General features: G+C 45.5%; 17 protein-coding genes. 12 read left to right on the top strand and 5 right to left on the bottom strand.

Going from position 1 to position 18,988, the window contains the following annotated elements:
• The first annotated feature begins 158 nt into the window (after window positions 1-158).
• Both pheS and AAFP14_RS01940 read left to right on the top strand, forming a co-directional pair.
• The gene (pheS, locus tag AAFP14_RS01945) at window positions 159-1,163 is read left to right on the top strand and encodes a phenylalanine--tRNA ligase subunit alpha (RefSeq protein ID WP_341730642.1); all 1,005 of its coding nucleotides are present in this window, start codon (window positions 159-161) and stop codon (window positions 1,161-1,163) included.
• A gap of 24 nt (window positions 1,164-1,187) precedes the next feature.
• Window positions 1,188-1,646: an ABA4-like family protein gene (locus AAFP14_RS01940; RefSeq protein ID WP_341730641.1), complete on the top strand. Its 459-nt coding sequence runs from the start codon at window positions 1,188-1,190 to the stop codon at window positions 1,644-1,646.
• A gap of 206 nt (window positions 1,647-1,852) precedes the next feature.
• Here AAFP14_RS01940 and AAFP14_RS01935 read toward each other — a convergent pair whose 3' ends face one another.
• Complete coding sequence (locus AAFP14_RS01935; RefSeq protein WP_341730640.1) at window positions 1,853-3,130, bottom strand: tetratricopeptide repeat protein; 1,278 nt, start codon at window positions 3,128-3,130, stop codon at window positions 1,853-1,855.
• Window positions 3,131-3,208: 78 nt separating this feature from the next.
• Here AAFP14_RS01935 and AAFP14_RS01930 point away from each other — a divergent pair, with 78 nt between their 5' ends.
• The 5 genes from AAFP14_RS01930 (at window position 3,209) to AAFP14_RS01910 (ending at window position 8,648) form a co-directional block, all read left to right on the top strand.
• Window positions 3,209-4,471 (top strand): esterase-like activity of phytase family protein, encoded by a 1,263-nt coding sequence (locus AAFP14_RS01930; RefSeq protein WP_341730639.1) that lies wholly within the window; start codon window positions 3,209-3,211, stop codon window positions 4,469-4,471.
• Between the two features lie 414 nt (window positions 4,472-4,885).
• A complete protein-coding gene (locus AAFP14_RS01925) occupies window positions 4,886-5,740 on the top strand; it encodes an alpha/beta fold hydrolase (protein ID WP_341730638.1) in 855 nt (284 codons plus the stop codon).
• Window positions 5,737-6,450 (top strand): glycerophosphodiester phosphodiesterase, encoded by a 714-nt coding sequence (locus tag AAFP14_RS01920; protein WP_341730637.1) that lies wholly within the window; start codon window positions 5,737-5,739, stop codon window positions 6,448-6,450. Before AAFP14_RS01925 ends, AAFP14_RS01920 begins: the two co-directional genes overlap by 4 nt.
• 45 nt (window positions 6,451-6,495) lie before the next feature.
• Window positions 6,496-7,542, top strand: a complete 1,047-nt coding sequence (gene hisC, locus AAFP14_RS01915; RefSeq protein ID WP_341730636.1) for a histidinol-phosphate transaminase — start codon at window positions 6,496-6,498, stop codon at window positions 7,540-7,542.
• Window positions 7,543-7,769: 227 nt separating this feature from the next.
• Complete coding sequence (locus AAFP14_RS01910; RefSeq protein ID WP_341730635.1) at window positions 7,770-8,648, top strand: SH3 domain-containing protein; 879 nt, start codon at window positions 7,770-7,772, stop codon at window positions 8,646-8,648.
• A 357-nt stretch (window positions 8,649-9,005) separates the two neighbouring features.
• On the opposite strand, the gene AAFP14_RS01905 is transcribed toward AAFP14_RS01910, so the two are convergent.
• The 3 genes from AAFP14_RS01905 to AAFP14_RS01895 form a co-directional block, all read right to left on the bottom strand.
• Window positions 9,006-10,073, bottom strand: coding sequence for an LOG family protein (locus AAFP14_RS01905; protein ID WP_341730751.1), 1,068 nt, complete (start codon window positions 10,071-10,073; stop codon window positions 9,006-9,008).
• Window positions 10,074-10,323: 250 nt separating this feature from the next.
• Entirely contained in the window at window positions 10,324-10,647 is a 324-nt protein-coding gene (trxA, locus tag AAFP14_RS01900) for a thioredoxin (RefSeq protein ID WP_340523999.1), read from the bottom strand.
• A gap of 383 nt (window positions 10,648-11,030) precedes the next feature.
• The gene (locus AAFP14_RS01895) at window positions 11,031-12,194 is read right to left on the bottom strand and encodes a GuaB3 family IMP dehydrogenase-related protein (protein ID WP_341730634.1); all 1,164 of its coding nucleotides are present in this window, start codon (window positions 12,192-12,194) and stop codon (window positions 11,031-11,033) included.
• A 204-nt stretch (window positions 12,195-12,398) separates the two neighbouring features.
• On the opposite strand from AAFP14_RS01895, the gene AAFP14_RS01890 reads away from it, so the two are divergent.
• From AAFP14_RS01890 to rodA, 4 genes are all read left to right on the top strand, one after another.
• A complete protein-coding gene (locus AAFP14_RS01890) occupies window positions 12,399-12,776 on the top strand; it encodes a hypothetical protein (RefSeq protein WP_341730633.1) in 378 nt (125 codons plus the stop codon).
• Window positions 12,760-12,948: a hypothetical protein gene (locus AAFP14_RS01885; protein ID WP_341730632.1), complete on the top strand. Its 189-nt coding sequence runs from the start codon at window positions 12,760-12,762 to the stop codon at window positions 12,946-12,948. Before AAFP14_RS01890 ends, AAFP14_RS01885 begins: the two co-directional genes overlap by 17 nt.
• A 217-nt stretch (window positions 12,949-13,165) precedes the next feature.
• Window positions 13,166-13,525, top strand: a complete 360-nt coding sequence (locus AAFP14_RS01880; protein ID WP_341730631.1) for a VOC family protein — start codon at window positions 13,166-13,168, stop codon at window positions 13,523-13,525.
• Window positions 13,526-13,860: 335 nt separating this feature from the next.
• Window positions 13,861-15,126, top strand: coding sequence for a rod shape-determining protein RodA (rodA, locus tag AAFP14_RS01875; RefSeq protein WP_341730630.1), 1,266 nt, complete (start codon window positions 13,861-13,863; stop codon window positions 15,124-15,126).
• A gap of 184 nt (window positions 15,127-15,310) precedes the next feature.
• On the opposite strand, the gene AAFP14_RS01870 is transcribed toward rodA, so the two are convergent.
• A complete protein-coding gene (locus AAFP14_RS01870; protein ID WP_341730629.1) occupies window positions 15,311-16,669 on the bottom strand; it encodes a proton extrusion protein PcxA in 1,359 nt (452 codons plus the stop codon).
• A gap of 77 nt (window positions 16,670-16,746) precedes the next feature.
• On the opposite strand from AAFP14_RS01870, the gene AAFP14_RS01865 reads away from it, so the two are divergent.
• Window positions 16,747-18,939 (top strand): recombinase family protein, encoded by a 2,193-nt coding sequence (locus AAFP14_RS01865; RefSeq protein WP_341730628.1) that lies wholly within the window; start codon window positions 16,747-16,749, stop codon window positions 18,937-18,939.
• Window positions 18,940-18,988: the final 49 nt, after the last annotated feature.

The following is an 18,988-nucleotide window of genomic DNA, read 5'->3' as shown; positions in this document are numbered from 1 at the left end:
AAACTAAATTCAAGTCTGGCGATCGCTTTGGTCTCTAATTACCAATTACCGATTAAAATCTCAAAGGTAAAATCAACCAGCCACTCGCACTCAAATTGCGCTAAACTCAGCTTGGCTCCAACAGCCATCAATCTAAAATCTAAAATCTAAAATCTAAAATGACTGTCCAGCTAAGCGACATTGAAACCCAACTAGAAACCCTCGGACAAGAAGCCAAAAGTGCGATCGCCACCACTAATACCCTCGAACAACTCGAACAGTTGCGCGTCAATTACCTAGGTAAAAAAGGCCAACTCTCTCAAGTTTTAGGTATGATGGGCAAACTGCCAGCAGATCAGCGACCGAAACTAGGTGCGATCGCCAACACCGTCAAAGAAGCCCTACAAACCGATTTAGAAGACAAACGCACCTCCCTCCAAACCGCCCAAATTCAAGCCAAATTAGCCTCAGAAACCCTCGATGTCACCATGCCTGGGATTTTTCGCCCCCAAGGCAGAATACACCCCTTAAACAGCGTCATAGACCGCGCTTTGGATATCTTTGTTGGCCTCGGCTACACCGTAGCCAACGGCCCAGAAATGGAAACAGACTATTACAATTTTGAAGCACTAAACACCCCGCCAGACCACCCAGCGCGGGATATGCAAGATACCTTTTATCTCCCCGGCGGAAACCTGCTGCGAACTCAAACATCCTCCGTGCAAATTCGCTACATGGAACAGCACAAACCCCCGATTCGGATTGTCTCTCCAGGGCGCGTTTACCGCCGCGATACCGTCGATGCTACTCACGCCGCCGTCTTCCATCAAATTGAACTTTTGGCCATAGATGAAGGGCTGACCTTTACTGACTTGAAAGGCACAATCAAAGAATTTTTGCGACAAATGTTCGGGCAAGATTTACCAATTCGTTTTCGCACCAGTTATTTTCCGTTTACCGAACCGTCTGCCGAAGTAGATTTGCAGTGGAATGGTAAATGGCTAGAAGTTTTAGGATGCGGCATGGTCGATCCTAATGTTCTGAAAGGAGTTGGTTTAGACCCAGAAAAATACAGTGGTTTTGCCGCCGGTTTTGGTGTCGAGCGCTTCGCAATGGTACTGCATGAAATTGATGATATTCGTCGGGTTTATGCCAGCGATTTGCGCTTTCTACGCCAATTTTAACTAACCAGAGAGCCGTGATTTAAGATGACACCAGAACTAATTTTTACAGTAGGAAACCTGTTCGTTTTGCCCTTCTGGGCAATCATGATTTTACTACCCAACTGGGGAATTACTCGAAAAGTGATGAATTCCTTCATCCCCTTTGTAGTGCTCGCCCTGATGTATATCTATTTGTTTGTTACCAGCATAACCCCAGAAAATGCGGCCGCTTTGTCCAATCCCAAACTAGCAGATATCGCCAAATTTCTTGGGGAAGAAACCGCCGCAGCTACAGGATGGATACATTTTTTAGTGATGGACTTATTTGTCGGGCGTTGGATTTATTTAGAAGGACAACGCACCGGAGTTTGGACGATTCATTCCCTCGCATTGTGTCTATTTGCAGGTCCGATGGGATTGCTGTCTCACATTTTAACTAATTGGATAACTCAGCAATTTTTCCCTAATTCAGAATCGCCGACTACCACCATAGTCAACGAATAGAATTTTATTAGGTAAAATCTAAATTGTCGGGTGCGTCAGGAGAGTTTATTTAACAATTTTTCAGGTGGTGGAACTGACGCACCTTACCAATTCATATCAAATCCGTTGACATCGGAATTATTATTTCTCTCTTCTCTTTCTCTGTGTCCTCTGTGTTCTCTGTGGTTTAATCATTCCGATACAACCGGAAACGATATCACCCCCTGTTACGAAGTCCTTTGCAATTGCTTGTTAACCTTGAGAATTTTTTTATCAAAATACTCTTGTCTGTGTCCCAATCTTTTAGCCACATCCAAGGCTTTTTGATAAGCTTCTAAAGCTTTGTTGTAGGTTTTCATCTCCTGATAAACTTGACCAAGATTATCATAAGCATTCATCAATCCATACAAGTTATAAGCCCGTTCTTCTAACAGTAACTGCATTTGATAAATCCGCAAAGTCGGTTCCCACTGTTTTTGCGATCGATAAAGCAATGCTAATTTTTCCAACGCTTCGCTAGCGTGGGCATACTGTTGAATGGGGACAGCTAAATTGTATGCTTCCTGATAATATTGAGCCGCTAAATTGATTTGACCTAGGGTTTCGTAATCCGCAGCGATCGCAATTTTGAGCGGTGGTACAGCGTTAGGATTTTGCAGATTCATATATACTGATATCAATTTCTCCCTAGCTGCGATCGCCTTCAGATGTTGTTTAGACTGGTGGTAAACATAGGCCAACTGTCTCAGAGAATCCACCTCAGTGGGAGGAGTTACAGCCACAGGAGGCGCACCATTCCCCGCCACCACCGCCGGAGTCGAAACCACAGAGTTTGCAGCAAATAAAGCGCGATTTTCCTGAATTAAACTTGCCAATTCCTCATACACAGCAGCAGCTTTTTCATAACTCAACCAATTGATATGAATTAGCCCCATCGCCTTCAAAGTCTGACCCTCAGCCAAAATATCCTGTTGCTGCCGCGCATTGTCAAGAATTTGTTGATAAACTTCTATTGTCGGGCCCTTAGCACGCACTTGTTGAAAAGCAGCAGCCAAAACTCGCAGTAAATCAATATCAACTGGTACCTGAGATTTGACTTGTTTTTGAATTACTTGGAGCCGTTGAGTAATAAACTGTAATTCAATGGTTTTACTGTTACTCCAAGCCACACTTCCTACCCGACTCAAAGCAGCAATTTCCACCGCCGGGCCCAGATAGCGTCGCAGGCGCAATTCTCGGAACCAAATATCAAAAGCACCCACTCCATCTCCAGCTTGCAGTTTAGCCAATGCTTCTAAGTTTAAGCCATCTAAAGCCACACTCAATTCATCCCGCTGAGTGCTACTCAAAGATTCATTCGTGGGAGTTAAGGGATCGGGTGTGGTAATCTCTAACGGATTAGGAGAAAATTGATCCAAACCTGGTGGAGTGGTTTGAGCGCTAGCAATTGAACTAGCACATAGCCAACAGAAAAGCAAGCACCCGATGGGTACAGAAATTCCCATCCTCAAAATTTGGTGGGAGCGAACCCCTATCGATTCCCGAAACATCAAGTTTTGCATATCTACAAAACGGTATATATTATGTCACAAAGATGGCACAAAAGCCAAGAATTGAACCAAAACAGCCCCATAAAAATTACCGCACTGAGCAATTATTGGGATTTTAAGAGCCTGGGCGATCGCATTCTACGCTTATTCAGTTTAGCGTTAATTTTGTTAACTATTTGCACAGCTTGTGCACCGCCTCCCGCAGCAGCAAAAGACCGCTCTTTCCCGGAAATGTCCCTAGAATTTCTGGGAGACTACCAATTGCCAAAAAATAATTTTGAAGGAGTCCCCGTCGGAGGCTTATCAGGAATTACCTACGACTCCAAAGGAATGAGCCCAGGGACTTCCCAAGGTTATCGTTTTTACGCTATTTCCGACGACCCCAGCGAAAACGGAGAAGCCAGATTTTACAGTCTCCGACTAGACCTCAAATTAGGAGATGCAACCAATATTCGTCTCAAAAAAGTTGCTGTTGAAGCTGTTACTTCTCTCAAAAAAGCAGATGGCCAAACATTCTCTTGGGGGGCCATCAATCCTGAAGGTATCGCTCTTTCTCCCCGCAATTCCGTCTTTGTCGCCAGCGAAGGTGTCACTCACGTTGGCATTCCTCCCTTTGTGGGAGAATTTGACCTCAAAACTGGTAAGTGGCTGGGGGAATTACCAATTCCCCAGCGTTATCTTCCCGATGCTAGCGATGAGAAACAGCAGCAAGGAGTCCTAGATAATTTGGGATTTGAATCTCTGACAATTGACCCGGAAACTTTTAGTCCAGGCGGTCTCGATCCGTTTCGTTTGTTTGTGGCCACAGAAGCGCCTTTAATGCAAGACCTAGACCCCGAAAATGCTAGTAAAATTCGGATTCTACATTATATCCTAGTCAACAAAACACCGCAATTAATCTCAGAAAATCTTTACACTTTAGACCAAGTTCCTTTAAGTATTTTAAACGGTTTAACAGAATTAGTAACTGTTGGTGGCGGTCAATTTTTGAGTTTAGAGCGTTCCTTTGGGCTTTCAGGATACGGCGCGCGGATTTATCAAGTTGCAGTGGGTGCCGCTACAGATACTTCGAGAATCAAGAGCTTCAAAGGGGGGTCGTCTGTAGTTGAACCTGTGAGGAAAAAATTGCTATTAGACTTGAGCGAATTAGGAATTCCGTTGTATAACTTAGAAGGAATGACCTTGGGGCCGCGCTTGCCTGATGGTAGTCAAAGTTTAGTTTTAGTTAGCGATGACAGTTTTGATGAAGCACAAAAAACTCAGTTTATTTTGTTGAGTCTCAAAGGCAAATATTAGGCGATAGGGGCTGGCTATCATCGCTTATCCACAATCAAATCCCGTCTTTGTGGCATAGGCCCGAAAGCTATTTACCATCCTTTCTAGAGGGGAGTTTGATATGACACACCCCCGGCCCCAGGGCGGTTTCATTCTCTTGTAGGGGCAATCCCCCCGTGGTTGCCCCAATCTCTGAAATGACGGAAAATGGTTGGTGGGGGGGGTAGGCACGCACCATCCACTACCCCTACAAAGCCCTCGTTTTTTGGAGAATGAAACCGCCCTGGGCTAGGGGTGGGTCTTTTACCAGCTATTATTCCCCATCGTCGTTTTTTTGAGAATGAAACAGCCCTGGGGGCTAGGGAGGATATCTGTGACTGGCTTTCAGACTTAAGTTGATAAATCAGTTAATTTTAAATAAGTTTAATTAAAAAGATGCCAATTCGTCACACATTAGTTTTGCCAGAAATCGAAATTTCTTACTTAGAATGGCGACCAAAAACAGCATCACAACAAGTTCCGCGCTTGCTGTTGTTACATGGTTTAGCAGATAGTGCAGTTGTGTGGACGAGCCTGGGAAATTATTTGTCAAACCGCTACCATATTGTAGCGCCAGATATGCGCGGACATGGAGAGAGTAGCAAACCAGATATCGGCTATACTTTTGAAAGTGCGATCGCCGATTTAGAAGCTTTGATGGCACACCTTAACTGGCACCATGCTCACATTCTCGGACATTCTTGGACCGGAAAGCTAGCGCCAATTTGGACCAGGCAAAATCCCGATCGCTTTTGCAGTATGATTTTAGTAGACCCCATCTTCATCACCAAACTTCCCGCTGTGATGAAACTCACCCTACCACTTCTTTACCGCAAATTAGATTGTCTCAAATGTATGGGTCCCTTTGCGACTTTATCCGCAGCGGAAACAGCCGCCAAACTCTCAGGAGAATACGCAGCTTGGAGTGAGATGCAACAAATGGTATTCCAACAGCAAATCGAGCAAAAGCCCGATGGTAGCTGGGGTAGTAAATTTGTGATTCCCGCCCGCAATCAGATATTTACAGAAGTGATGCAAGTTGCTGGTTTAACTGAAAATATTCACATTCCCACTTTGTTAATCCAGCCCGAAAAAGGTGTGAATCGCATGGATTGGCAAATCCAGCCCTATCAGAGATACTTGAAAAATCTTACGATACAGAAAGTACCGGGAAATCACTGGTGTTTTTTGGTAGAAGCGGCAACTTTTAATCAGACTGTGGCTGAATTTTTAGATACAACAAAATCATGAGTTTAGAAATTATTGCCCATCGGGGATTTTCTTCGATCGCCCCTGAGAATACCTTAGCAGCTTTTGAACAGGCGATCGCCCGTGGCGCTCATTCCATCGAATTTGACATCCAGCTATCGGCTGACAGCATACCAGTCATTTTCCACGACGCCACACTCGATAGGATTACCGCTGTTTCTGGTAAAGTCAGGGACAAAAACTTACCCCAATTGCAGTCACTGGATGCAGGTAAATGGTTCAGAGATGAATTTTCAGGACAAAAAATCCCCACCTTAACAGCAGCATTGCCTATCCTCAAACAAGTTGACAAGTTTCTCTACTTTGATGTCAAACCCCACTGCGAATGGTCTAATTCAGAAGTAGCAGATTTTGTCAATACTTTGCAGGAGGCTGGAATCACAGAAAAATGCGTGATTACTTCCTTTAACGATGGATTTCTCGAACAAGTGCGCCAAATAGCTGATGATTTGCCGATCGGACATATTGTTGCTAATCTGGAAGCGTACCAAGCTCAATTGGCTCAAGCTGTAGTTAAGGGCGATCGTCTGATTAGCACTTTGTATAGTGTTTTGCTGGCAAATCCGGCACTGATTGCCGAAAGCCGCAGTCAGGGAGTTGACATTGTGGCCTGGACGGTGGACGATCGAGAAGATTGGCAAAAGTTACTTGATTTAGGAATAACCCGGATTGTCACTAATTGTTTGATATAATTTTTTTCAATACCAATGAATTGAGATCTAAGCCGATAATAATAGATGAATTACTTTCGCCAAAAAATCCACGAAATGTCTGGCTATGTACCAGGGGAACAACCACCACTAGGTACTAAAATTATTAAACTCAATTCTAATGAAAACCCCTATCCACCTTCTCCACAAGCTTTAAAAGTGCTTCAGCAAATAGACGGGGAGATACTGCGGCGCTATCCCGATCCCACTGGTAAACAATTCCGCATCGCAGCTAGTCAAGTCTTGGGAGTTCCTGATGATTGGATTGTGGTAGGTAACGGTAGCGATGATTTGTTAAACTTGATAGTTCGGGCTGTAGGCGAAACTGGTAAACAGGTGGTTTGTCCTTCCCCAACCTATGTATTGTATCGCACTTTGGCAGAAATTCAAGATGTGGAATTCGTCGAAATTCCCTATCCCGATGACTATCAGTTACCTGTTGATTTACTAATAGCAGCCCAAGGTGCTGTCACTTTTGTGGCTTCACCAAATAGTCCATCGGGAACGGCGATACCTCTAGCAGATTTGGAGCAACTAGCTAGGGGTTTATCTGGCATTCTGGTGATTGATGAAGCTTATGTAGATTTTGCAGAAAATCATGCTTTGGAGTTGACAAAAACCTACAATAATGTTATAGTTTTGAGGACGCTTTCTAAAGGTTACTCCCTAGCCGGATTGAGGCTAGGTTTTGGCATTACAAATCCAGCCTTGATAGCTGAGTTAAATAAAATTAAAGACAGTTATAATGTGGATGCTTTAGCTTATCTAGTAGCCGCGGAGGCGATCGCAGATCAAACCTACAAAACAGCCAATGCGGAAAAGATTAAAGCTTCACGACAAAAATTAGCCCTCAACCTCCAAGAGTTAGGCTTTGACATTTGGCCATCCCAAACCAACTTTTTGTTAGTCCGTCCGCCCCAGGGCGATGCCGAAAGGATTTATCAAAGACTGAAACAAGAAGGAATATTGATTCGATACTTCAATCAGCCGCGATTAGCGGATAAGTTGCGAATTACTGTAGGTACGGAGGCACAGAATCAAATATTAGTTAGAATTTTGACCGAAATTTTATAAATAACTAGAGACACAAAAAAAACAAAACACCCACAGTCCTGATTTCTTAAAGAAGTCGGGACTTTCATCAATGAGTTAAAATTAATTTATGTGAATAAATATTGACGTATTTACCTAAAAATGTTAAACACAGCTAGATGTGGAAAGACCAAAAGACCCATCCACTTTTTTGCTATATTGACGTGCAATTAAGATAATGATTGTGGTGAATTGAGGAGTTGAACGTAATGACAAAGATCAATGGTTGGAACAAACCCGCTGTATTGCTGAGCGCGATCGCGATCGTAGTCGGTAGTCTGCCCGCAAATAGCATCCCTGCGGTAGCTGAATCAACATCCAATATCAGCGACAATATTTCCTTCACAAATAGCCCCACTTTTCAAATAGCCCAAGCTGGGAGCCTTTGTCGGAAAGTTACTCCCAAAGAGGGTTTGACCGTTCGTCAGAGTCCAGAAACCAAATCTGCTAGAGTCGGCGGTGTCGCCATGAACACTCAAGTAACCTTGGCTAGTGGCGCGACTACCATTAAAGGCTCCGATGGTCGCCTCTGGATGGAAATTACCGCTCCGGTAAAGGGTTATGTCGCAGTTGGATATCCCAATAACGAGGGTAATTTAGTTTCCTGTACCACAGGAAGCGCCGTGACTCCGAGTCCTTCCCCCGCACCAGCCCCCGCACCAGCCCCGGCCCCAGCACCAGCACCAGCACCAGCACCAGCACCAGCACCAGCACCAGCACCAGCACCAGCACCAGCACCAGCACCAGCACCAGCACCAGCGCCCGCGCCCGCGCCAATGCCCACACCAGCCCCAGCGCCAGCCCCAGCGCCCGCGCCCGCCCCAGCACCAGCGCCCGCGCCCTCCCCTGGCCCTGTAAGTCTGTGCCGCCAAGTAGAACCTCGTGTAGCACCCAATGGTCTAATTATCCGCGCGGATGCTTCCAAAACTTCTGCGATTAAAGGTAGCGTCGCCGCTAACGGCAAAGTAACGCTGGTGCCCAATTACCAGTCTGTGAAAGATAAGAATGGAGAAAATCGTAATTGGGTGGAAATTTCGGCCCCTGCGGCTGGATTTATATCTGCTGGCAATTTGATTATGTGCAAGTAATGGGTAATGGGTCATGGGTCATGGGTCATGGAGAACCCCCCCTGACCCCAGGGCTGTTTCATTCTCAGGAAAACGATGATTTTGTAGGGGTAGTGGATGGTGCGTGCCTACCCTCTTCGTCCACGATTTTGTATGTGTTTGGTGAGATTGGGGCGGACACTCACAGGCACCGCCCCTACAAGAGAATGAAACAGCCCTGCCCCTGACCCCCCACCCCCCCCTGCCCCCCCCAAGGGGGATGGGGGATGGGGGATGGGTATAGGGCATTACCAATTACCAATTACCTATTACCTATTACCTATTACCTATTACCTATTACCTTGTTCCATAAAGTTTCATTAATAAGTCCTCTACTCACTATTTTTGTTCGGGATGGGCTGCTTCCGGGGAATCTGCACCCATTTGATTGATAGTAGCAATTAGCTGATATAGCCTGCCTATATGTCGCTGGTTGAAATGCAATATTAGCCTTGGTAAATCGAAACTTTCGTCTCCGACTTCTGCTTGTAAAGCTTGACTTTTTTCAATTTTACCCTTGACTAAAATATCGCTGAAATCCGTATTTAACCGCTCGACACTATCATCAGAAAGTTCCGACTTCAAGCGAATTACCAGTTTTTCATTCACGTAGCGACACGAGTGATAAACTAGATAAAAATTGGCGATCGCCTCGCAGGCTAATTCCACATTGTCTGTCACCGTATATAAACTGCGATCGTCCCCGGAAATCAAACCCCTCGCCCGCAATTGTTTTTGCACAAAAGCATCCAAATCGTGCCAATAATCGCCGCCTGGTCGATCGATTAACACCACAGGAGCGGGTCCAAACTTGCCCGTTTGAATCAAAGTCAGACACTCAAAAGCCTCATCCAGAGTACCGAAACCGCCTGGAAACAGAGCCAAAGCATCGCTTTCCCGTAGAAAAAACAACTTGCGAGTGAAAAAATATTTAAAATTGAGCAATTTGCCATCGCCGGCAATGAAAGGATTAGAACCTTGCTCGAAAGGCAAATTAATATTTAGTCCAAAAGAATGTTCCGCAGTGGCCCCCTCATTCCCTGCTTGCATGATGCCCCCACCACCGCCAGTAATCACCATAAACCCTTGTTGGGTAATGGCTGTCGCAAAATCTTTGGCTATCTGATATTCTGGCGATTCCGGGGACACTCTCGCCGAACCAAAAATCACTATTTTGCGAACGTGACGGTAAGGATAAAACATGGAGAAAGCCTTTTCCATATCTCCCAGAGATGCGGAGATAATTTTCCAGTCTAGGCGATCTAGATCCTCTCCGGCTATTCTCACTAGAGTAGAGAGCGATCGTCCGATCCACTCTTGGTGCTTCAACAGAGGCAAGTGATTAATCAAATCTATCACCTTAGCCTGGAGAGATTCAAAAGCTTTGCCAGACGGAGAAGGAATCATGAATTTTTCTGCAACTGCAACAATTAATAGCAACTGAAAATCAAGGGTACAACCAGACTCATCAGCCATAAGTAGAGTTCAGGAATCAATTAACCTAAGTTCTATTCTGTTCCTGCAAGCTGCTTGTTATCAAAGAGGTCTTTAATTCCAGGAAAGGTCTTTGAATATCTCATGAAACTGTTAATCAACCTCCCAGTCACTACCCAATTTGGATATATTTGGGTAGATTTTGGTAGATCTTCAAAAGTGGTTAAATGTACTTTTCCAAAGTGTTAGCCAGAGTAGTTTTCGGAACTGCCCCAACCACCATATCCACCCGTTGACCGCCCTTAAATATCATCAGTGTTGGAATACTGCGGATACCGTATTGGCTAGCCACGTTAGGATTTTCGTCGGTATTAACTTTTACTACCTTCACCTGTCCATCAAATTGCTGAGCAATTTCATCTACGACAGGGGCGACCATCCGACAGGGCCCGCACCAAGGAGCCCAAAAATCAACTAAAACTGGAACTTCGCTATCGAGCACTTCCTGCTTGAAGGTAGAGTCGGTTACTTGCGCGGCTGCTGACATCCCTAGCCATCCTTGTAAATACTATTTCTCGGTTTATAATTCTAGCAAAAAGTGTAACCAGTCGCACTAAATATTTTAGGAGGGAGAAGCAAGAGGACACAATGTCCAAAGAAGAGGGAACAAGCTAGAAAGTGGGCGATCGAGGGACAACCCGTTATCAAAACCCTCAAACCCTTACTGAACCACTAAAAACTAGAACTTTGTTACAAAAGGAACCGCCCAAACAGTAGTTCGGGCGGAGTGTGGTGTGAGGAGTGAACGGAAACTTGTGTCTCCGCTTACTCTATTGTGACATCTCCTCCTCGATAATTCCACAACATTATGTAAATTTCGAGACTATCTCACAAAATTTGTAAAGGTAAGCTTGTACGTTGCAAGCACTTCTACTTACCCATACCCAATTGCTGAGCTTTTTGATAGACCTTACCCTCCGTCAGCAGAGAAGGAGCAATCACCACTTCCACTTGCTGCATCTCCTTAAGGTCTTTAGCACCAAGGGTTCCCATGCTAGTTTGCAGAGCCCCTAACAAGTTGTGAGTCCCATCATCTAGTTGGGCCGGACCTCGGAGAATCTGCTCCAAAGTACCCGTTGTCCCCACTCGAATGCGAGTGCCACGGGGCAAAACGGGGCTGGGGGTTGCCATCCCCCAGTGGAATCCACGGCCGGGGGCTTCTGCGGCCCTAGCGAAGGGAGAACCAATCATCACGCCATCAGCACCACAAGCAATGCACTTACAGATATCGCCACCGGTAATTAAACCACCATCAGCAATCACTGACACGTATTTGCCTGTTTCGCGATAGTAGTCGTCCCGCGCTGCTGCACAGTCTGCTACTGCTGTGGCTTGGGGAACGCCCACACCGAGCACACCACGGGAAGTACAAGCCGCTCCCGGTCCAATGCCTACCAGAATGCCAGCAGCGCCTGTTTTCATTAAATTGAGGGCTACTTCGTAGGTGACGCAGTTGCCCAAAACTACTGGTATCGGCATCTCTTGACAAAATTGAGTTAAGTCTAGAGGCGCTACCGATTCCGGGGCCAGAAAAGCTGTTGATACTACAGTTGCTTGTATGAAAAATATATCAGCTCCTGCGGCGGCAACTGTTGAGCCGTATTTGCTTGCCCCCGCGGGGGTAGCGCTGACGGCAGCAATCCCTCCTCCCTCTTTAATTTCTTTGATTCGCTGAGTGATTAATTCTGGCTTGATCGGTTCGGCATAGAGTTGCTGCATCAAGGAGACGAATTCGTGATTCCCGACAGAAGCGATGCGCTCTAATATTGGCTGGGGGTCGGCATAGCGGGTGTAAATTCCTTCTAGGTTGAGGACTCCCAGTGCTCCCAATTCCGACAGTAAAACGGCCATGCGGACATCAACTACTCCGTCCATGGCGCTGGCGATAATCGGGATTTCGCGATCGATCCCGCCAATCTGCCACCGGGTGTCTGCCAGACTCGGATCGAGGGTGCGCTGTCCTGGTACGAGCGCGATTTCATCTATGCCGTAAGCTCGGCGAGCGCTTTTGCCCCGCCCAATTTCAATATTCACGCTGTTTCACTTCCACAATGTATTTAAATTAGATTAACAAAATCGTAGCCTGCTGGCAGGTAGCGATCGCGCCACTGAGTGGAAAAAAACTAGATCTTGATTCTGATGGTATGAAATTTAAAGGCGTACTGTTCCTCAGCAATGGCCACGGGGAAGACGCGATTAACTGTCAAATTTTGTCCGCTTTGAGAGCATCTGGCAGCGATGCCCATTGTCGGTGACGGGGCTCCTTACGCTCGATCGGGTGTACGGATGATTGGGCCTACCGGTAAAATGCCCTTCGGTGGCATTTTTTACATGAATCCCATATTTTTGGTCAAAGATATTGGGGCAGGGCTGATTGCTTTGACTTGCCAGCAATTGCGAGCTGTTTGGAGGCATTCGCCCCACTGCGATTTAGTTGTGGCCACTGGGGATATTGTAGTGGCGGCGATCGCCCATTTGACCGATCGCCCCTATATAATTTTTCTGTCAGCTCATTCTAGTTACGATCAAGGTCGAGTCAATTTAGGTTTAATCTTACCGCGTTTACTCTCCTCCCCTAGCTGCTTTAGTTCCCTCTTTGATGCCCGAATTAGATAAGATTGCCCTGCGGTCTGGCTGGAAAAATCATTCAGAAAAACAGATTTTTATCGATCTTAAACCTAATTATTCACATAAAATAGGTGTGGAAATACTTTGCTATTCCGATGCTTTTGCAGATATTTTACAACGCGCTAATTTAGTAATTGGCATGACAGGAACTGTGGTATAACAAGCCCTCGGCTTGGGAAAATTTGTAATTTCCGTAGCCGGAAACTGGCCATCATTATATATATGTTATATTAACACCATTCAAATTTTACCGCCAGAATTTTAAACAGTCCCTGAAAGAACAGCAGGATAGAGATGAAAAAAAGGTGTTTAAGGTGCGCTCCTATAAAATAAAAAAAGATACAATCAAGTAAAGTACAACCATAAACTTTGTAGATATGAAACTAAAACGATTAGGTCACGTAGCCGTTTGCGTGCAAGACATTGAAAAATCTGCTGATTTCTACCAAAACTTGGGTATGGAGTTAGTCTGGAAAGATGCAGACTGGGCGTATTTGAAAGCAGGAGAAGACGGACTGGCGCTGTTGAGTCCTACTTACGATCAAGCAGGGCCACATTTTGGGTTCGTATTTGACGATCGCACCGAAATGGAATCAGCCTACCAACAACTCAAAGTTGAAGGTGTTTCCGTCACTCACATTCACGAACACCGGGACGGTACTGCATCCTTTTATGGCAGAGATCCCGATGGTAACGGCTTTGAGTATCTTTATGAACCAGCCCCTTCGTCTAAATAGTCATCAGACTTTTGGCAACAAGATAGTCAAGAACAGATATAGATTAGTTGTTGGTGATTTGTGATTGGTGGCGATCGCGTGCCAATAACCAATCACAAATAACCAATCACCACTTATCCTCAACCCAGGCGGGGCGGGGACTGACAGCCACCGCCCCCAAAACTCCAAACCATTCTCCCCTTCCCGGAACACCCCTAGTAGTCGCCGAAGAATCTGACGTAGCCAGACCGAGGGAGTACAGTAAGGTTTAAACTCTCAATAGCCACAAACATATCCAGAACTTCCGAAAATCGACCCGATAATCTAAAATCTAAAATCTAAAATCTAAAATCCTCATGTTTCAAAGAATACAAGTCAAAAATCCCTGGAAATCAATCCTCAAACCCTGGGCAGAAATAGACCCCTGGCTGTTCGCCGCCTGCATCGGCCTCACCGTATTCGGGGGAATTATGATTCACAGTGTTGAGATCAATCAAGGATTGATCAATTGGTGGCGACACTGGGTTACAGGCGGAGTAGGTTTGTGTTTAGCCATCCTCATTTCCCGGTGTCGGTACGAAGTATTGATCGAGTGGAAATGGCCAATCTACATAGCGATCAATTTGTCACTGATTGCGGTGCGGTTTATCGGTAGTACAGGGCTCGGTGCTCAAAGGTGGATTAATATCGGCGGCTTCTACTTGCAACCGTCAGAATTTGCCAAAATCGGCATGATTATTACTTTAGCAGCCCTGATGCACGATAAAACAGTCCCTACGTTGCGGGATATGTTGAAGATGCTAGCAATCATGGCTGTACCCTGGGGATTGATTTTTGCCGAACCAAACTTGGGTACTTCTTTGGTATTTGGGGCGATAACCATGGGGATGTTTTACTGGGGTAATGTCAATCCCGGTTGGTTGATTTTGTTATTTTCTCCTCTGTTCTCGGTGCTCCTCAATAACTTGTCTACACCGATTTGGGTAGGTTGGATATTAGTGGCGGGTGTGATTGCTTGGCGGTCTCTACCTTGGCGCTGGTTGGGGACTTTCGGTACAGTGTTGGTGAATGTGGTTTCGGGACACGTCGGACATATTTTTTGGAGCGTGCTCCTCAAAGATTATCAAAAAATGCGCCTGACTGGGTTTTTAAACCCAGAAAAAGACCCTTTAGGTAGCGGATATCACTTGATTCAATCTCGGATTGCGATCGGTGCTGGGGAACTAAAGGGGAGGGGTTTGAATCAAGGAACCCAAACTCAACTTAACTTTATTCCCGAACAACATACGGACTTTATCTTTTCAGCAATTGGCGAAGAATTAGGTTTTATTGGTTGTGTTTTAGTCTTATTTTGTTTCTGGCTAATTTGTTTACGGTTGGTGATTATTGCTCAAACTGCTAACGATAATTTTGGTTCTCTGTTGGCAATTGGAATACTGTCAATGTTGATTTTTCAAGTATTTGTGAATATTGGGATGAATATCGGCTTGGCACCTGTTACGGGAATTCCGCTACCTTTTTTGAGTTACGGTAATGCCTCGCTACTAAGTAATTTTCTGGGTTTGGGGCTGGCGGAGTCAGTGGCGAATCGCCGACAGCGCAAGAAGATGTGGAATAGGTAAAAAATATTGGTTATTGGTTAGTTGTTATTTGTTATTTGTGATTGGTTATTTGTTGGGGGTTAGTTGTTGGTGGTTCGTTGTTAGTTTAATAACCAGTAATTAATAACCAATAACCAATAACCAACAACTAATAACTAACAACTAATAACCAATGCCCAATGCGCGATTCCCCATTCCCCATTCCCTATTCGTTCATATTTTTGTAAGTAGCCACAGCAGAAGGAGAACTCCGATTTAAGTAGCGGAATATCCAATACTTAAATACGGTATCCAAGATCACAGGAAAAGTGGCAATGAACAGAAATATGAACTGCCTATTTTCTCGTAGTCCGAAATGTCTTGATATACCTTCCAGAATTACTTCCCAACCGTGGGGTGAGTGGAATCCGACAAACACATCGGTAAACAAAATAATCACAAAAGCCTTGGCACTGTCACTGAGACCATAAACTACATCGTCCATAAAAGACTTGACAATTTCAATTTCTTTCTTGTTGGTGAGGAGAATCATCACAAAAGCCAGACCGGAAATCAAATCCGCAAACACATTTTTGATAGCCCCAGAGCTTTCATTCCCGAATTCTTCAGCTATTTCCAGAGCTTTTTCTTCAATTCTCTTTTCGGTTTCTTCTGGAGAAATAGCTGGAGCCCTACCAATTAATGTTTGAAATTTCAGGTGTTGCTCAAACTTTTCCAATTCTTTAAATGCTTCTTCTTCCAAATCAACATTGATAAAAAGAGGAGCATTGTTATTAGTTCTTACCCGATCGACTATCGGTCCAACTATAAAAGTTTTGGCAATTTGATGAGTCAACAGGGGGACTAATATCAAAAGTAAAATAAACCTCAAAGAAATGACTGTTTTTATTTTTGAGTTGCGAAAATTTTTAACTACTTCTTTTTCGGCGGCCGGGTCTAACTCTTTAGTAATGCGATTCAAGGTTCCCAAGAGCGATCTGGGTAATAAACTAACTTCCTCAGTATAAGTATCAACTCCCTCAGCGTCAGTGGGGATGGAGTTAGGGGAACCGTTATTTTGGTAAGGATGAGGACTGCCAGTTTTAGAACTAATGGGAAGATTGGGACTATTAGAAATTTGTACAATAGCCGTGGGTTTACGATTAATGTAGCGGGCGATGACCCCATCAATAAACTCTAACTTTTCAAATACAAGGGAGGCTCGATCTTTGGTATCTATGCCGACTCCACGGTGGTAACGATCGACCAAAACTCCACTCTTCGGTTGAGCAGCCACCCGCTCTGGTAGTTCCAAAAAAGCACGGCTGGCATTAAACTCAACCATTCTAGTTTGAATGGCTTTTAGGTATTTTTGTAGATCGGATTTAAAGTAAGATAAAGTGCTGTCTCCGTAATCGCCCGCGCGATCGCCAATGGGTTGACCACCAAAATGCTCGTCTTCGATCGCCTTAATTGCCAAAGCAGCTTCGTAGGCTTGTTCTAGAGCTCTTTCGGGCGTTTCTCGATACCATTGGCGAGCACTGTAGAGATATTTTACAAATTTGTTCCAGGGAGAAGTATTCATAGCTAAAGCTGGTTAGTCTACCGTGGGATTATTAAAGTATTCATGGTATAGTAGCAAACTTACTTAGATTAGAAATCGTGTCTTCGGATTCAATTTGGATTGTCGGAGCCGCTCGCAGTGGCAAAACCAGTCGCCTAATAGAACAGTTCTGCCAGTGGAGCAAAACTGTTAAGCCTCTGTCAGCAAGAGTTTCAACTCGCTTGGGTTCTGGCCATCGTAGGGTAGGACAGACTGGTCGAGCAATTTTAGTTTTAGCAGCTAATGGAGAAAATCGCCTGGAATTGGCCGATCGCATCGCCGTCGCTACCCAAGGAAAATATACCTTTAACTCAACCACACCCTTTGGCTTTTTCGAGCAGGAGGTAATGCTTTTTTGGCCGCTGCTAGTGGATTCCCTGGAATTGAGGGTCCAATTTCCTCTGCGGCTGCAACCTGAAACTGAACTGGAACTTGCAACTAGACTATGGCGTCACGAGCTAGACGAAGGGATTTTGCAACAAACAGGGGTGAGTCCAAATCGCATGGTGCGTCGAACTCTAGATTTGTTACAACTGGCTGCGGTTAGCGGGACACCGATCGAAGCAATTCCCACTATTCTAGAACAGGGATTTACTCAGCAAAGTGGCCAGACTCGTCTTTGGACTAGCATGGGAGAGTTGCTGGGAAGATGGCGGGAATGGTGTTTGACAAGGGGGCTGCTGACTTACGGAATTATTGGGGAACTCTACTGGCGCTATCTGTTGCAGAATCCCACTTACCAAGAGCGTTTAGCCTCGCGATACCAAGCAGTCATCGCTGACGATGTGGATGATTATCCAGCCATCAGTCGCGATTTGTTCGAGTTTCTGCTGTCTTCTGGGGCGACGGGGGCCTTCACCTACAATCCAGATGGAGGAGTGCGCTTGGGTTTGGGGGCTGATACGGAATATATGGCCCAACTGGAAACACGCTGTGCCACAGTGGAATACTTGGATCGAAAAGCAGGTTTAGCTAAAGATATTGGTGAGTTAGCGGTGAATTTAGCTGTTAATTTTGATGCTTTTTATCCTTTTGGTTTGAGTTTTTCTGGGGAGGTGCGATCGATCCAAACTACCTCGCGGGCCCAACTGCTGCGAGAAACCGCTGAAATCATTGCTGAGGCTGTTAATTCAAAGGCTGTGGCACCGGGGGAGATAGCCGTAATTGCTCCTGGTATAGATGCGATCGCCCGTTACACCCTCACAGAAATTTTAGCCCGCGACAACATCGCCACGGAATCTCTCAACGATCAGCGTCCCCTGTCAAGTACCCCAGCGATTCGAGCTTTGTTAACAGTGCTAGCGTTAGTTTATCCGGGACTAGGCCGTTTAGTCGATCGAGACGCAGTAGCGGAAATGCTGGTAGTGTTAAGCAGGCAGGGAAACCGCCCATGGGAAGAGGAACCCGAAGCAGAGGCTAACAATCCCACATCTAAAATCCCATATCTAAAATCGATCGACCCCGTGAGAGCTGGTTTAATTGCCGATCACTGTTTTTGTCCCAATCTCGATCGACCCCCATTGTTACCGTTGACAGCCTTTCCTCGATGGGACAGACTTGGATACCGAGCGGCGGCTGCTTACGAGGACATTGTGGAGTGGATCGAACAACAGCGGAGGCAACAACAGGAGCGACTGTTGCCGAGTCCTATTTCCTTGCTCGATCGAGCTATCCAGAAATTTCTGATCTTCGATCGATACCTAGCCTACGATCGACTAGCAGCCCTGCGAGAATTAATGGAAACTGCCACTCACTATTGGGAAATAGACGGACGAATGCAGCAAATAGAACCAAAGTCCGGTGGCGATTCCGAGACAATCGCCCGTTTTATTCATTTATTGCGCCAAGGAACCGTCACCGCCAATCCCTTTCCAGTCAGGCCAGATGGACCAGATGGCCAAACCGTCACCATCGCCAATATCTTTCAGTACCGCAGCAGTCGTCGCGCCCACCAATGGCATTTTTGGCTAGATGCGGGTTCGCCGCTGTGGCTGAGTGGGGGTGCGGCTACGTTGTATGGTGCTCCTTTGTTTTGGCGATCGCAACAGGGGCGATCGTGGCAAAGTGAAGACGAAGAAACAGAAGGACAACAGCGACTGCGGCGAATTCTGGTAGATTTGTTAAGTCGCTGTTCCCAACTTTACCTGTGCCACAGCGAACTCGCCGTTAACGGACAAGAACAAACCGGGCCACTTCTGCCTCTAATTCACAACTCTGTTTCTTACCAAAGACCTGCGATGGGTAGAAGGTAGAAACCAGAAACAAGAAGGAAGAATAAATTAGTTAGTTGTTATTTGTTAT

This window comes from Microcoleus sp. EPA2 (assembly GCA_020882975.1).
Classification (GTDB): Bacteria; Cyanobacteriota; Cyanobacteriia; order Cyanobacteriales; family Microcoleaceae; genus Microcoleus.
The sequence above is the reverse complement of the archived record's forward strand: the minus strand, read 5'-3'. Positions and strand labels throughout refer to the sequence as shown.

Bases quoted from the DNA above. Each gene is read 5' to 3' on its own strand.
- AAFP14_RS01910 (WP_341730635.1), top strand. From the start codon at position 7,770: ATGACAAAGATCAATGGTTGGAACAAACCCGCTGTATTGCTGAGCGCG.
- AAFP14_RS01890 (WP_341730633.1), top strand. From the start codon at position 12,399: ATGCCCATTGTCGGTGACGGGGCTCCTTACGCTCGATCGGGTGTACGG.
- AAFP14_RS01885 (WP_341730632.1), top strand. From the start codon at position 12,760: ATGCCCGAATTAGATAAGATTGCCCTGCGGTCTGGCTGGAAAAATCAT.
- AAFP14_RS01925 (WP_341730638.1), top strand. From the start codon at position 4,886: ATGCCAATTCGTCACACATTAGTTTTGCCAGAAATCGAAATTTCTTAC.
- AAFP14_RS01870 (WP_341730629.1), bottom strand. From the start codon at position 16,669: ATGAATACTTCTCCCTGGAACAAATTTGTAAAATATCTCTACAGTGCT.
- hisC (WP_341730636.1), top strand. From the start codon at position 6,496: ATGAATTACTTTCGCCAAAAAATCCACGAAATGTCTGGCTATGTACCA.
- AAFP14_RS01940 (WP_341730641.1), top strand. From the start codon at position 1,188: ATGACACCAGAACTAATTTTTACAGTAGGAAACCTGTTCGTTTTGCCC.
- AAFP14_RS01905 (WP_341730751.1), bottom strand. From the start codon at position 10,073: ATGATTCCTTCTCCGTCTGGCAAAGCTTTTGAATCTCTCCAGGCTAAG.
- AAFP14_RS01935 (WP_341730640.1), bottom strand. From the start codon at position 3,130: ATGGGAATTTCTGTACCCATCGGGTGCTTGCTTTTCTGTTGGCTATGT.
- pheS (WP_341730642.1), top strand. From the start codon at position 159: ATGACTGTCCAGCTAAGCGACATTGAAACCCAACTAGAAACCCTCGGA.
- rodA (WP_341730630.1), top strand. From the start codon at position 13,861: ATGTTTCAAAGAATACAAGTCAAAAATCCCTGGAAATCAATCCTCAAA.
- AAFP14_RS01920 (WP_341730637.1), top strand. From the start codon at position 5,737: ATGAGTTTAGAAATTATTGCCCATCGGGGATTTTCTTCGATCGCCCCT.
- trxA (WP_340523999.1), bottom strand. From the start codon at position 10,647: ATGTCAGCAGCCGCGCAAGTAACCGACTCTACCTTCAAGCAGGAAGTG.
- AAFP14_RS01880 (WP_341730631.1), top strand. From the start codon at position 13,166: ATGAAACTAAAACGATTAGGTCACGTAGCCGTTTGCGTGCAAGACATT.
- AAFP14_RS01930 (WP_341730639.1), top strand. From the start codon at position 3,209: ATGTCACAAAGATGGCACAAAAGCCAAGAATTGAACCAAAACAGCCCC.